A 14,312-nucleotide genomic window follows, 5' to 3' on the forward strand; every position below is an offset into this window, starting at 1 on the left:
GCGCTTTCCTGTGGACCTCTTTGACGCTTGAGAACACTGCGGTTGGCGGGACGGACATCAGCGCCTATGGTCGCCGCTCTTTGCGACAGGGACCAGCATGGCAGCAGACAGCAAACGCATCGCATCCATCATCGCGGCAGAGATCGGGGCGCGGTCGGAGCAGGCATCGGCAGCTATAGGGCTGCTCGATGAGGGCGCGACGGTGCCGTTCGTGGCGCGCTACCGCAAGGAGGTCACCGGCGGGCTCGACGACACGCAATTGCGCGACCTTGCCGAGCGGCTGGCCTATCTGCGCGAGCTCGATGCGCGGCGCGATACGATCCTTGGTTCGATTCGCGAGCAGGGCAAGCTGACCGACGAACTTGAGGCCAAAATTGTGGCTGCCGCCACCAAGGCTGAACTGGAAGACATCTACCTGCCCTACAAGCCCAAGCGCCGCACCAAGGCCGAGATCGCCCGGGAGCGCGGGCTGGGGCCATTGGCGGAGGCTATTTTGGCCAACCGGTCGTTGGTGCCCGCCGAGGCGGCGCTGCCTTATGTGACCGAGGATGTGGCCGACGCCAAGGCCGCACTGGAAGGCGCACGCGACATCCTGTCGGAACAGTTTGCGGAAAATGCCGATCTGGTCGGCAAATTGCGAACCTACATGAAGGAGCGCGCTTTCATGCGTGCCCGTGTCGTCGACGGCAAGCAGGAGGCCGGGGCGAAATTCTCCGACTATTTCGACCATGTCGAGCGTTGGGCAAATGTTCCGAGCCACCGTGCGCTGGCCATGCTGCGCGGCCGCAACGAAGAGGTGTTGTCGCTCGACATCGAGGTCGATGCCGACCATGCCTCGCCGGTGAAGCCGGTCGAGCGGATGATCGCCAATGCCTACGCCATCGGCGGCAGCCTGCCGGGCGACCGCTGGCTGATGGAAGTCGCCGGCTGGACCTGGCGGATCAAGCTTTCGCTGCACCTGACGCTCGATTTGATGCGTGACCTGCGCGAGCGGGCGGAGGAAGAGGCGATCCATGTCTTTGCACGCAACCTCAAGGATTTGCTGCTGGCAGCGCCCGCAGGATCGCGTCCGACCATGGGGCTCGATCCCGGCATCCGCACCGGCGTCAAGGTCGCGGTGGTAGATGGCACCGGCAAGGTGCTGGCGACGACGACGGTCTATCCATTTCCGCCGCGGAACGATGTGCGCGGCACACAGGCGGAGCTCGCCAAGCTCATCCGCCTGCACAAGGTCGAGCTGATCTCGATTGGCAACGGCACCGGCAGCCGCGAGACTGAAAAGCTGGTCGCCGACATGCTGTCCGACATGCCTTCAGATGGTGGGCCAAAGCCGCTCAAGGTGATCGTCAGCGAAGCCGGCGCCTCGGTCTATTCGGCCTCCGCGACAGCGGCGGCTGAGTTTCCCGGGCTCGACGTGTCGCTGCGCGGTGCGGTGTCGATCGCCAGGCGCCTGCAGGACCCGCTCGCCGAACTGGTCAAGATCGAGCCGAAATCGATCGGCGTTGGCCAGTACCAGCATGATGTCGACCAGTACCGGCTTGGCCGCTCGCTGGAGGCGGTGGTGGAGGACGCGGTGAATGCTGTCGGCGTCGATCTCAACACCGCCTCGGCGCCGCTCTTGGCCCGCGTGTCAGGCCTGGGCGCGTCGCTTGCCGATGCCATTGTCGCGCATCGCGATGCGACCGGGCCGTTCGCCAGCCGCAAGGAACTGCTCAAGGTAGCGCGGCTCGGCCCGCGCGCGTTCGAACAGTCCGCAGGCTTCCTCCGCATTGCCAATGGCAGCGAGCCGCTCGACGCCTCGTCCGTCCATCCGGAAGCCTATGGCGTGGCCAAGAAGATCGTCGCTGCCTGCGGTCGCGATGTGCGCTCGCTGATGGGAGACAGTGCCGCGCTCAAGGCGCTCGATCCGCGCGTCTTCGTTGACGAACGGTTCGGCCTGCCGACGGTGCGCGACATCATTGCGGAGCTGGAAAAGCCCGGCCGCGACCCGCGCCCCGGCTTCAAGACGGCGACCTTTGCCGACGGCGTCGACGATATCAAGGATCTGAAGCCCGGCATGCTTCTCGAAGGCACCGTCACCAATGTCGCGGCCTTCGGCGCCTTCGTCGATATCGGCGTGCACCAGGACGGGCTGGTGCATGTCTCGCAACTGGCCGATCGTTTCATCAAGGACGCGCATGAGGTGGTGAAGGCGGGCGATGTGGTGAAGGTGCGGGTCGTCGATGTCGACATCAAGCGCAAGCGCATCGCGCTGTCCATGCGCAAGGACGGCGGCGAGGGCGGGACGCCGAAGGGGCCGCGCGACAATGGCGGCGGCAAGCCGGCGCAACCTTCGCCGATGCCGCAGCGTCAGCCGGAAGGACCGGCACAGCAAGGCGCGTTTGGTGCGGCGCTGGCCGATGCCTTGAAGCGGAAGTAGCCTCGAATGGTTCCTTGCAATCGCTAGAGCGTTATCTACCATCCTTGTGTGGAGATACGCGCGATATGGCAAGTTTCGAGAAAGTGAGTGTCCAAGAGTTGGGGCGTCTTTGGGACGGGGGCATGGCGAGTGGCAGTTCGGTCGATGGAGACCAGGCTTTCGCCCGGATCAAAAGCAAGCTCGATGCGAAAGTTGCCGAACGCAAGTCGCAAAAACGCTGCGCTTCCAGCCGGAAACCGAGCCGATGAAGCGGAAGTAGCTACCAGGCCAGAACGGCCGGTTCCTTCTCAACCTGGCCCAGCAGCCAGTCGCGAAAGCTGACGACGGGCGGGTGGCCGCGCTTGTCGTTCGGGACGACGAGGTAGTAGGCGCTGCGGCTTTGCATCGGCTGTCCCGGCGCCTGCACGAGCTGACCGCGCTGCAATTCGCCGGCGATAAGAACTTGCGGCAGGAGCGCGACGCCAAGCCCCGCCATGCAGGCTTGGGCAACGGTGCCGAATTGCTCGAACTGCATGCCGGGTCCGATCGGTGCGCTCAAGCCCTGTTCCTCGAACCATTCGCCCCAGGCCCCGGGACGCGTCGCCATGTGCAGCAGCGGCAGGCGGCTGATGTCGGCCGCCGTGGTGATATCGCGGCTGGCAAGGAAGTCTGGCGAGACCACCGGCATTACGGTCTCGCGCATCAGAAGCGTGGAGTCGGCGTCCGGCCAGTCGGGCTGGCCATGATGGATGGCGGCGTCGAGCCGCTCGCGGGCGAAGTCGAAGCGGCCGATGCGGGTGACAAAGTTGATGGTGATGTCAGGGTTTTCTGCGACGAAATCCGGGATCAGCGGCATCAGCCAGCGCGTGCCGAAGGTCGGCAGTATGGCGAGGTTCAGCATGCCGCTATGCCGATTGCTCATCAATCCGAGCGCGGCGTCGCGCAATTGCCCGAGTGCCGCCCGCACGGCTTCGGCATAGATTTCGCCCGCCGTGGACAGCCGAACATTGCGGCTGTCGCGCTCGAACAGCCGGCGGCCGAACTGTTCCTCCAGAAGTGCTATCTGGCGGCTGACGGCCCCTTGGGTCAAATCGAGTTCCTGGGCGGCAGCGGTGAAGGAGCCAAGGCGGGCCACGGCCTCGATGGCGGCAAGGGCGCTGGTGCTGGGTAAAAGCCGGCGTTGGACGTTCATGATCCATTACTAAACCTCATTGATCTGTGATGCAATTTTGTTTGATTTTTTCGAAGCGGAGGTGGATAAGCCCGAGCACTTCAAGATTTTGGGAGAGAGCGAAGCCATGGCCGCCGACAAGAACGCGTTCGTCTGGGAAGACCCCTTCCTGATCGAGAACCAGCTTTCCGAGGATGAGCGCATGGTGCGCGATGGCGCGGCCGCCTTTGCCGCCGACAAGCTCGCGCCGCGCATCGAGGAGGCCTATCTCGAGGAAAAGACCGACGCCGGCATTTTTCGTGAGATGGGCGAGGCCGGCCTGCTCGGCATCACCATTCCCGAGGAATATGGCGGGCTCGGCGCCAATTACGTCACCTACGGGTTGGTGGCGCGCGAGGTCGAGCGGGTCGATTCCGGCTACCGCTCGATGATGTCCGTGCAGTCGTCGCTGGTGATGTATCCGATCCATGCCTATGGCTCGGAAGAACAGCGCAAGAAATTTCTACCTAAGCTGGCCTCCGGCGAATGGATCGGCTGCTTCGGCCTGACCGAACCGGATGCGGGTTCCGATCCCGGCGGTATGAAGACGCGGGCCGAGAAGACCGCGAACGGGTACAGGATTTCCGGCTCGAAAATGTGGATCTCCAACGCGCCGATCGCCGATGTGTTCGTCGTCTGGGCGAAGCTCAAGGGCGACAACGGCAAGGACGAAATCCGCGGCTTCGTGCTGGAAAAGGGCATGAAGGGGCTTTCGGCACCGAAGATCGGCGGCAAGCTCAGCCTTCGCGCGTCGATCACCGGCGAAGTGGTGATGGAAGGCGTCGAGGTTGGCGAAGATGCGCTGCTGCCCAACGCCAAGGGCCTCGGCGGTCCGTTCGGCTGCCTCAACCGCGCGCGCTACGGCATTTCCTGGGGCGCGATGGGCGCGGCCGACGATTGCTGGCGCCGGGCGCGGCAATATGGCCTCGACCGCAAGCAGTTCGGCAAGCCGCTCGCCGGCACGCAGCTGTTCCAGAAGAAGCTCGCCGATATGCAGACCGAGATCGCGCTGGGCCTGCAGGCCAGCTTGCGGGTCGGCAGGCTGATGGACGAGGGCAAGATGGCACCGGAAATGATCTCGATCGTCAAGCGCAACAATTGCGGCAAGGCGCTCGACATCGCCCGCCAGGCCCGCGACATGCATGGCGGCAACGGCATCCAGATCGGCTACCACGTCATGCGCCACGCGCAGAACCTGGAGACGGTCAACACCTATGAAGGCACGCATGACGTGCATGCGCTGATCCTTGGCAGGGCTCAGACGGGGATACAGGCGTTTTTCTAAGCTGTGCCGAATTCAAGTGAGGCCGGCCTGCAAATGGCCGATACCTGCGCTTCCGGTGCTCGCGTACCAAAAGTACGCTCTGCTCCGGTTCTCGGTATCAGCCATTTTCGACTCGGCCTGACCTGAATCTCGACACAGCGTAGCCGGCTTCGGCTGCTTAATTTAGGTGCAGCGCAACATCTCTGCTTGGAGAATGGCCAATAGATGTGTCAGGGTTCGGCTGAAGAAACGCCGATCTCCGGGGCCCCATGGCAATACTGGCAGCCGTCTACCACCTGACCCATTACAAATATGACCGGCCGGTGGTTCTCGGGCCCCAGGTCATCAGGCTGCAGCCGGCACCGCATTCCCGCACCAAGGTGCTCAGCCATTCGCTGAAGGTCGGGCCGGCGAACCACTTCGTCAATCTGCAGCAGGACCCCTACGGCAATTTCCTGGCCCGCTTCGTCTTCCCGGAACCAGTGACGGAATTGAAGATCGAGGTCGACCTCGTCGCCGACATGACGGTCTACAATCCGTTCGATTTCTTCGTCGAGCCATCGGCCGAGACCTTCCCGTTCGAGTACCCCGAAGACATCAGGGACGATCTCGCCATCTACCGCACGCCGGAGCCGGCGGGGCCGCTGCTGTCGACTTTCCTCGCAACCATCGACCGTAGCGCCACCAACACCGTCAATTTCGTCGTCGACCTCAATGCGCGGCTGCAGCGGGAGATCGCTTATATCGTGCGGATGGAAACCGGCGTGTTCTCGCCGGAGGAAACGCTGGCCGCGAAAAAGGGATCGTGCCGGGATTCGAGCTGGCTGCTGGTGCAAATCCTCAGGAATCTCGGCCTCGCCGCGCGTTTCGTCTCCGGCTATCTGATCCAGCTGAAGCCCGATCTGGTCGCGCTCGATGGCCCCGCCGGAACCGCCGTCGACTTCACCGACCTGCACGCCTGGTGCGAGGTCTATCTGCCGGGCGCCGGCTGGATCGGCTTCGATCCGACGTCGGGCCTGCTCACCGGCGAAAGCCATGTGCCGCTGGCGGCCACGCCGCATTTCCGCAACGCCGCACCCATTTCCGGCATGGCGAGCTTCGCCAATGTCGAATTCGGCTTCGACATGCGTGTCGACCGCATCGCCGAACATCCGCGCATCACCAAGCCATTCTCGGACGAAAGCTGGCAGGCGCTGGATGCGCTGGGCAACAAGGTCGACGCCGCACTTCAAGCGGGCGACGTCAGGCTGACCATGGGCGGCGAGCCGACCTTTGTCTCCATCGACGATTTCGAGTCCGCCGAGTGGAACACCGCCGCCGTCGGCCCGACCAAGCGCGAAAAGGCCGATGCGCTGATCCGTAAATTGCGCGAACGCTTCGCGCCGGGCGGCTTCCTCCACTACGGCCAGGGCAAATGGTATCCGGGCGAAAGCCTGCCGCGCTGGACCTTTTCGCTCTATTGGCGCACCGACGGCCAGCCGGTGTGGAGCGATCCGTCGCTGATCGCACGCGAAAAGAGCGACGCAAAGGTGGGGCCGCAGCAGGCCGAGAGCTTGCTGACGGCAATCGCCGGCGAACTCGGCATCGACAAGGCGATGGTCAGCGAGGCCTATGAGGACCCGGCCGAATGGCTGCTGAAAGAAGGCAAGCTGCCCGACAATGTCGATCCGTCCAACTCCAAGCTGGAAGACCCGGAAGAGCGCAGCCGCATGGCGAAAGTGTTCGAGCGCGGGCTGACCAAGCCGTCGGGCTACGTGCTGCCGGTGCAGCGCTGGAACAGCCAGGCTTCGGACCCGCGCTGGCGCTCGGAGAAGTGGAAGACACGGCGCGGGCGGCTGTTCCTGGTGCCGGGCGATTCCCCTGTCGGTTACCGCCTGCCGCTGGGCACGCTGCCCTATGTGCCGCCGGCGCAGTTCCCCTATATTGTGCCGGTCGATCCGTCGCTGCCGCGTGGACCGCTGCCGGCGCGGGAAGCCATACTGCCAGAACCGGCTCCGGCCGAGCTGGAAGGCGCCGACGAGATGGCACGACGCCAGCAGGCGATTTCTTTCACGGCGACGACCGGCCAGCAGGATAGGGTCGAACAGGAGATCACCGAGATCGGCGGCGCGGTGCGTACAGCACTTTCGGTCGAGCCACGCGACGGGCGGCTGTGCGTGTTCATGCCGCCGGTCGAGGCGCTGGAAGACTATCTCGAACTCGTCGCAGCCGCCGAAAACGCGGCCAAGGCGATCGGCCTTCCCGTGCATATCGAAGGCTATGGACCGCCGCACGATCCGCGCCTCAACGTCATCAGGGTGGCACCCGATCCCGGCGTCATCGAGGTCAACATCCATCCGGCTGCCAACTGGCAGGACTGCGTGGCGACGACGACGGCGATCTACGAGGAAGCACGGCAGACGCGGCTTGGCGCCGACAAGTTCATGATCGACGGCCGCCACACCGGTACCGGCGGGGGCAACCATGTCGTCGTCGGCGGCGCGACGCCCAATGACAGCCCGTTCCTGCGCCGGCCCGATCTGTTGAAGAGCCTGGTGCTGCAATGGCAGCGGCGCCCGTCGCTGTCCTATCTATTCTCCGGCCTGTTCATCGGCCCGACCAGCCAGGCGCCGCGCTTCGACGAGGCGCGGCACGATTCGCTTTACGAACTCGAGATCGCGATGGCGCAGGTGCCGCACCCGGGCCAGGGCAACCCACCGCTGCCTTGGCTGGTCGACCGACTGTTTCGCAACCTGTTGACCGATGTCACCGGCAATACGCACCGCTCGGAAATCTGCATCGACAAGCTGTTTTCGCCCGATGGCCCGACCGGCCGGCTTGGGCTTGTTGAGTTCCGCGGTTTCGAGATGCCGCCCAATGCGCGCATGTCGCTGGCGCAGCAATTGCTGGTACGCGCCATCATCGCCCGTGCGTGGAACAACCCGCTTGATGGCCGCTTCGTGCGCTGGGGCACCTCGCTCCATGACCGTTTCATGCTGCCGCATTATGTCTGGGCGGATTTCCTCGACATGCTCGACGACCTCAAGCTCAACGGTTTTGAATTCCGGCCGGAATGGTTCGATGCCCAGCTGGAGTTCCGCTTTCCGTTCTGCGGCGAAGTCCAGCATGCCGGCATCAAGCTGGAACTGCGGCAGGCGCTGGAGCCGTGGCATGTCATGGGCGAGCAAGGCGCAATCGGCGGCACTGTGCGTTTCGTCGACTCCTCGGTCGAACGGCTGCAGGTCAGGACCGAAGGCCTCAAACCGGAACGTCATGCCATTGTCTGCAATGGCCGAATCGTGCCGATGAAGGTCACCGACAATCGCGAGGTCGCGGTAGCCGGTGTGCGCTTCAAGGCCTGGCAGCCTTCGTCGGGCCTGCACCCGGCGCTGCCGGTCAACACGCCGCTCGTCTTCGATATCTACGACCGTTGGTCGGGGCGGGCGGTGGGCGGCTGCGTCTACCATGTCGCGCATCCAGGTGGGCGCAGCTACGACACCTTCCCGGTCAACGGCAATGAGGCTGAGGCGCGGCGTCTCGCCCGCTTCGAGCCGCGCGGCCATACGCCGTCGGCCTATGTGGTGCGCAATGAAGAAGCCTCTGAAGACTTCCCCATGACCCTTGACCTCAGGCGGCCAGCAAGACTCTGATCAGCGATGGCAAAGGGGAATCAGAAAAAGGTCCGCGGCAAGCCGCTGAGGCACAGTCTGCTGGAGCACTACCAGCCGATTGACGGCGTCGTCGACGAGATGGTCGATGCTTCGGGCCGTCCGCGTCCGGCCTGGGCGCCCTTCATCGAGGCGCTGGAGGAGCTGGGTCCGGAAAAGCTCGGCCAGCGCTTTGCCCGCGCCGACCAGTATCTGCGCGACGCCGGGGTTTATTACCGCGTCTATGACAAGGCCGGCGCCAATGAGCGCGAATGGCCGCTGGCGCATATCCCGCTGCTGATCGAAGACAAGGAATGGGCCGGGATCAGCGCCGGTCTCGTCCAGCGCGCCGACCTTTTCGAGGAGATAGTCGCTGATATCTATGGCCCGAACCGGCTGATCGAGAAGGGAATCTTGCCGGCAGGCCTGATTGCGGCGAGCCCCGAATTTTTGCGCCCCGTCGTCGGCACCATGCCGGCCAGCGGTCATTTCCTGCATTTTTGCGCCTTCGAGCTTGGCCGTGGGCCGGATGGAAGCTGGTGGGTGCTGGGCGACCGCACGCAGGCGCCGTCGGGCGCCGGCTTTGCGCTGGAAAACCGCGTCGCCACGACGCGGGCTTTGTCCGACATCTATGGCGAGATGCATGTGCATCGCCTGGCCGGTTTCTTCCGTCGCTTTCGCGATGCTCTGATCGGCATGGCGAAGGAGAATGACGGCCGCGTCGCCATTCTGACGCCGGGGCCGCTCAACGAGACCTATTACGAGCACGCCTATATCGCCCGCTATCTCGGCATCATGCTGCTCGAGGGCGAGGATCTGACCGTCGCCGGCGGCAAGCTTATGGTGCGCACGGTTTCGGGGCTGATGCCGATCAGCGTGCTGTGGCGGCGGCTCGATGCCGCCTTCGCCGATCCGCTGGAACTGCGGCCAGACTCGCATATCGGCACCCCGGGGCTGGTCGAGGCGACCCGCCGCGGCACGGTTTCGACGGTCAATGCGCTGGGTTCGGGCTTGATGGAAACCCGGGCGCTGCTCGCCTTCCTGCCGAAGATTTCGCGCGCATTGCGCGGCGAAGAACTTCTGTTGCCAAGCGTCGCCACCTGGTGGTGCGGGCAAGCAACCGAACGGGCCCATGTGCTTGCCAATATCGATCGCATGGTGATCGGTCCGGCGCTGTCGACGCGGCTGGCCTTCGAGGATGACGGCCAGACCAGGCTCGGTTCGGCACTGACGCCGGAGGAACGCATCGCGCTGATCGCGCGCATCGAGAGCGATGGCAGCGGTTTCGTCGGCCAGGAAGCGGTGACGCTGTCGACGACGCCGGTCTATGTCGGCGGCTGGCTGGAACCGCGACCGGCAAGCCTGCGCGTTTATCTGGCGCGCACGCCCGATGGCTGGACGGTAATGCCGGGCGGTTTCGCCCGTGTCGGCCTTTCGCTCGACCCGACGGCCATCGCCATGCAGCGCGGCGGCCAGGCGGCCGACGTCTGGGTGGTCAGCGACCGGTCGGTCGAGCGCGAGACGCTGCTGCCGCAGGAGCATGACAGCTTTGTCCGCACCATGCCGGGCAGCCTGCCCAGCCGCGCGGCGGAAAACCTGACCTGGCTCGGCCGCTATATCGAGCGCTCGGAGGATACGGTTCGCATCCTGCGCGCCTATCATGTGCGGCTGGCCGAGACGTCCGATCCTGACATGCTGCTGCTCGCCGATATCAGGGACTATCTCGAACCCTTCGGCGTCGATCTCGAAGCGGCCATTCCGCCCGGATTGATCGGCACGCTGGACAGCGCCGTCTACAGCGCCGGACAGATCCGCGACCGCTTTTCGCCCGATGGCTGGCTGGCGCTGAAGGACCTGTCGAAGACCATTCATCAGTTCGCCACCACGGTGGCGCCGGGTGACGACGCGACACGGGCGATGACGGTCATGCTGCGCAAGCTCGCCGGTTTCTCTGGCCTGTTGCACGAGAATATGTACCGTTTCACCGGCTGGCGTTTCCTCGAGATCGGCCGGCGGATCGAGCGCGGCATCCAGATCGCCCGTACGCTAGCCCGACTGACAAGGTCCGGTGCGCCGGACGGCTCGCTCGACATGATGCTGGAGATCGGCGACAGCGTCATGACCCACCGCCGGCAATATCCGGTGCGGGCCGGACGGCGCACAGTGATCGACCTCTTGGCGCTCGACCCACTCAACCCGCGCTCGATCCTGTTCCAGCTCGAACGGCTGAAGGCGGAGATCGGCCTGTTGCCATCGGTTGGGCCGGAGGGGCATATGTCGGTCGCGGCCAAGGAAATCCTGCAGCTCAACACGGCAATTGCCGTCATGGAGCCATCGGAGATGTCGGCGGAGGTGCTGGACGATCTCGCAACTGAGATCGGCAACCTCTATAGCAGCCTGGCTAAAGCGTATTTCGGTTAACATGCTGTACGATATCAGGCTTCATCTCAGCTACGATTATGACGCCGCGGCCGGTGGCAGCCGGCATCAGGTGCGTGTATTGCCGCCGACCATTGCCGGCGTGCAGCGCGTGATCGCGGCCTCGCTTTCGTTTGTGCCGACCCCATCGGAGCGCACGGATTTTGCCGATTTCTTCGGCAACAATGTCACCGCGATCGCCTTTCGCGACGTCCATGACGGGCTCGACATCAGAATGAGCGCGCGCGTGTCGGTGTCACGGCCGGAGCCTGGGCTCGACGTGTCGCCCGATCTGCAGCGCCTGCGGGAAGAACTCGGCGCCGTACGGTCACTGGCGCCGGATGCACCGCATCACTTTCTCGCCGCCAGCGATCATGCCGGCATCGATGCGGCGATCACCGCCTATGCCCGCGACAGCGCCGGCGGCTCGACGGTCGGCATGGCCATCGATCTGTGCAACCGCATCCACCGCGACTTCACCTATGACGGGGAAGCGACCACGGTGCGTACCGGGGCCAGCGATGCCTTCCGTTTGAAGCGGGGCGTGTGCCAGGACTTCTCCCACATCATGATCGCCGGCCTGCGCGGGCTAGGTATTCCTGCGGGTTATGTCAGCGGCTTCCTGCGCACCATTCCCCCGAAAGGGAAGCCGCGGCTCGAAGGCGCCGATGCCATGCATGCCTGGGTCAAGGTGTGGTGTGGGCGCGATGCCGGCTGGCAGGAATTCGACCCGACCAATGGCATGCGGGCCAGCAACGACCACATCACCGTTGGCTATGGCCGCGACTATTCCGACGTGGCTCCGATCGTCGGCGTGCTGAAAACCACCGGCGGCCAGGTCGGCGACCAGGCCGTCGACGTCATCCCGGTCGCGCTCGAGAAGGCCTGACAGCCTCGAAGCACAGCTTCTCAACAACGGCCATGCCCGTTATGCTCGGTCGAAACTTCGGGGAGGATCGGTCGGCAGGCATGCTGATGCGGAGTTCGGTATTGACGGCAATCAGTGTCATCATCCCGGCGCACAATGCGGCGGCAACCATTGCGGCCACGCTGGCCTCGCTTCGTTCCGAAGCCGAGGTTATCGGCGAGGTGCTGCTGGTCGACGATTCCTCCTCGGACGGGACGGCAGAAGCCGCGCTGAATGCCGCCACGCAATTCTCGTTGCCGTTGCGCGTGCTCAAGAGCAGCTGCCGGGACGCGGGCGGCTCCCGCAATGTGGCGCTGGCGCAGGCGCAATGCTCCTGGATCTACCTGATCGACGCCGACGACTTGCATCTGGAGGGCGGGCTGCGGTCGATGCTGGTCCGGGCGGGGGAGCAACCGGCCGCCGACATGGTGATCGGCGCCTACCGTCGGCGCACCGATGGCGAGAACCGGAACCTCAAGCTTCCAGCCGGCTACATAGAAGACGGTATAGCCAATGCCTCGGCCTATCTGGAAGGTCACATTCGCTCGATCGCCGTGGGCAGTGCGCTGGTTTCCCGGCGCGTCGTCGGCGACACGCGCTTCCCGACCGGGCTTGCCTATGACGAGGACACGCTGTTCTGGTCCAGGCTGATGGGCAGGGCGTCGCTTGCCCTGATCGTGCATCCCGTCATGATCTACCACGTTTCGGCAGTGCGTTCCGATGATCGCTTCATCACCAGGCCGGTGCGCCGCTTTCTCGACTGGCGGCTGGCGCTGCGCGAGCTGACTGACTGTGGCATCCCACTGTCGTCGCTAAAGACCAGGGAGGGGCTGGTCGCCCTCAAGATCGCCCGGGTTCACTATGCGCGCGGCGATCTGGAGACGGCGGCGCGGTTCCTGAGGATCGCGGCGGCGGCGCCGAAGGTGCGGTCGAACACCTGGCGTTGCAGGCGCTACCAGCTGAAGCTGGCGCTGCGGCGCTGGTTTTCCTCTCCGCGCGTCCAGTTGCAACGTGCCTGAATCAGCCCCGCCGCAGCTTGCCGTCATTGTCATCGGCTATCGCGCGCCGGCTCAAATCGTCGAGGCGGTGACATCCCTGCTGGATCAGGATGAGCCGCTCGAGATCATGGTGGTCAACTCGGGCGGAGGCGAGGTCCTGGCGCTGCTGACCGGCGCCGGGTCAAGGTGCCAGTGATCGAGGCCGGTCGAAGGCTGTTTGTAGGCGCAGCCCGCAATCTCGGCATTGCGGCCACCAAAGCGCCTTTCGTTGCCTTTCTTGCCGATGATTGCCTCGCCTGTTCGGGCTGGGCCGAGGCACGGATGCAGCGGCATCTGGCTGGCGACCGCGCCGTGGCGAGCGCGATGGTGAATAGCCATCCGCGCAATCTGATCGCCTGTGCGGCTCATCTGATCATGTTCATGCGACGGCTTCCCGGTCTGCCGTCGGATCGTGCGCTGCGTTACGGCGTGTCGTTCGATCGGCGGCTGTTCGATGAATTTGGCTTGTTCGATGAAACCATGCCTGCTGCCGAAGACACCGAATTCCTGGGGCGGCTGCCGCAGGAACTGCAGCCGGTGTGGGAGCCTAAGGTGCAAACCGTTCATCGCAACGAAACCCGGCTGTCCAGATTGCTTGCCGATCAGTACAGGCGCGGCTGTCGCCGCGGCGATTACCTCGCAGCGTCTGCCCTGAACACTCCGTTTCGGTGTTTTCGCGACACGTTTCGCGATCGGCGGAATGCCCGCAAGCTGGCGAAGATCGGGCTTTCCGATCGGGATCGAACTTTCGCGATGATGTCGATGCCAATTGTCTGGCTTGCCCTGCTGGTCAAATCCGTGGGTGTCTATATTGGCGTGCGAAATCGCGTGAAAGCGGCAACAAGAAAATGATAACGAGCCAAATCAAGCCTCGACGCTGGCGACGGAGCCGACTGTTCTGGACGCGCCAGAGAACGGTCGCAGTTTTCAGCTATCGTTATGACGCGCATCTGGTTGCCGATCTGATCACCAATATCGATCCGGTCGTTGACGGCTGGATTGCCTATGACGATCGCGGGGCGACCGGCGTGTTCAGCAGCGAGCCGCAGCGGCGGCGGATCTTACTCGACGCAGCGCATGAAGCTGCCGCCGACTGGATCCTGGCTATTGATCCCGATGAGCGGCTGGAACGCGGTACCGCGGAGCGGATCGGACAGCTGACGGGGGATTACAGGCGCATGGCCTGGGGGTTCCGGCTCCGCGAATTGTATTCGCCGACCGAGTACCGGGTCGACGGGATGTGGGCCGAAAAGTTCCAGTATCGTCTGTTCAGAGCCTACGATCCGGCGAAGTACCGACCAGAGGACCTGCACGGGCTCTGGTATCCTCCCGATCTTGGTTTCAAGGCCCGCAACCAGCGGGCTCAACCTCTATCATTTAAAGATGATGGAGCCGAAGCGGCGGATCGCCCGCCGCAATCTCTACCACCACCTTGATCCAAAGGGGCTCCTG

The 14,312-nt window shown here is 64.2% G+C and carries 11 protein-coding genes; 10 read left to right on the forward strand and 1 reads right to left on the reverse strand.

The genetic code is table 11. The features are described 5' to 3' along the window. Positions 1-97: 97 nt before the first annotated feature. Together ACYG9R_RS17515 and ACYG9R_RS17520 are read left to right on the forward strand one after the other, a co-directional pair. The gene (locus tag ACYG9R_RS17515) at positions 98-2,419 is read left to right on the forward strand and encodes a Tex family protein (RefSeq protein WP_023823334.1); all 2,322 of its coding nucleotides are present in this window, start codon (positions 98-100) and stop codon (positions 2,417-2,419) included. A 65-nt stretch (positions 2,420-2,484) separates the two neighbouring features. Beyond that, positions 2,485-2,667 carry a hypothetical protein gene (locus ACYG9R_RS17520; RefSeq protein ID WP_023714001.1) on the forward strand — a complete coding sequence of 61 codons (183 nt, stop codon included), beginning with the start codon at positions 2,485-2,487 and terminating at the stop codon, positions 2,665-2,667. 11 nt (positions 2,668-2,678) lie between these two features. On the opposite strand, the gene ACYG9R_RS17525 is transcribed toward ACYG9R_RS17520, so the two are convergent. Then, positions 2,679-3,590: a LysR family transcriptional regulator gene (locus ACYG9R_RS17525; RefSeq protein ID WP_460221840.1), complete on the reverse strand. Its 912-nt coding sequence runs from the start codon at positions 3,588-3,590 to the stop codon at positions 2,679-2,681. A 106-nt stretch (positions 3,591-3,696) separates the two neighbouring features. Between ACYG9R_RS17525 and ACYG9R_RS17530 the strand changes: the two genes are divergently transcribed. The 8 genes from ACYG9R_RS17530 to ACYG9R_RS17565 all read left to right on the forward strand — a co-directional run bounded on the left by ACYG9R_RS17530 (position 3,697) and on the right by ACYG9R_RS17565 (position 14,296). Next, on the forward strand, positions 3,697-4,893 hold the full coding sequence (locus tag ACYG9R_RS17530) for an acyl-CoA dehydrogenase (protein WP_023751298.1): 1,197 nt from the start codon (positions 3,697-3,699) through the stop codon (positions 4,891-4,893). A gap of 248 nt (positions 4,894-5,141) precedes the next feature. Beyond that, complete coding sequence (locus ACYG9R_RS17535; RefSeq protein ID WP_023823335.1) at positions 5,142-8,501, forward strand: transglutaminase family protein; 3,360 nt, start codon at positions 5,142-5,144, stop codon at positions 8,499-8,501. A 6-nt stretch (positions 8,502-8,507) separates the two neighbouring features. After that, positions 8,508-10,919, forward strand: coding sequence for a circularly permuted type 2 ATP-grasp protein (locus ACYG9R_RS17540; protein WP_023823336.1), 2,412 nt, complete (start codon positions 8,508-8,510; stop codon positions 10,917-10,919). 1 nt (position 10,920) lies between these two features. Next, the gene (locus tag ACYG9R_RS17545; RefSeq protein WP_023683456.1) at positions 10,921-11,805 is read left to right on the forward strand and encodes a transglutaminase family protein; all 885 of its coding nucleotides are present in this window, start codon (positions 10,921-10,923) and stop codon (positions 11,803-11,805) included. Between the two features lie 101 nt (positions 11,806-11,906). After that, positions 11,907-12,842, forward strand: coding sequence for a glycosyltransferase family 2 protein (locus ACYG9R_RS17550; RefSeq protein WP_023686317.1), 936 nt, complete (start codon positions 11,907-11,909; stop codon positions 12,840-12,842). Further along, a complete protein-coding gene (locus tag ACYG9R_RS17555) occupies positions 12,835-13,017 on the forward strand; it encodes a glycosyltransferase (RefSeq protein WP_023823337.1) in 183 nt (60 codons plus the stop codon). The genes ACYG9R_RS17550 and ACYG9R_RS17555 overlap by 8 nt, the downstream gene beginning before the upstream one ends. After that, positions 13,014-13,712, forward strand: a complete 699-nt coding sequence (locus tag ACYG9R_RS17560; protein ID WP_023823338.1) for a glycosyltransferase family 2 protein — start codon at positions 13,014-13,016, stop codon at positions 13,710-13,712. The genes ACYG9R_RS17555 and ACYG9R_RS17560 overlap by 4 nt, the downstream gene beginning before the upstream one ends. Continuing rightward, positions 13,709-14,296, forward strand: coding sequence for a hypothetical protein (locus tag ACYG9R_RS17565; protein WP_023823339.1), 588 nt, complete (start codon positions 13,709-13,711; stop codon positions 14,294-14,296). Before ACYG9R_RS17560 ends, ACYG9R_RS17565 begins: the two co-directional genes overlap by 4 nt. The last annotated feature ends 16 nt before the right edge of the window (positions 14,297-14,312 follow it).

It is taken from the genome of Mesorhizobium sp. RSR565B (genome assembly GCF_054719465.1).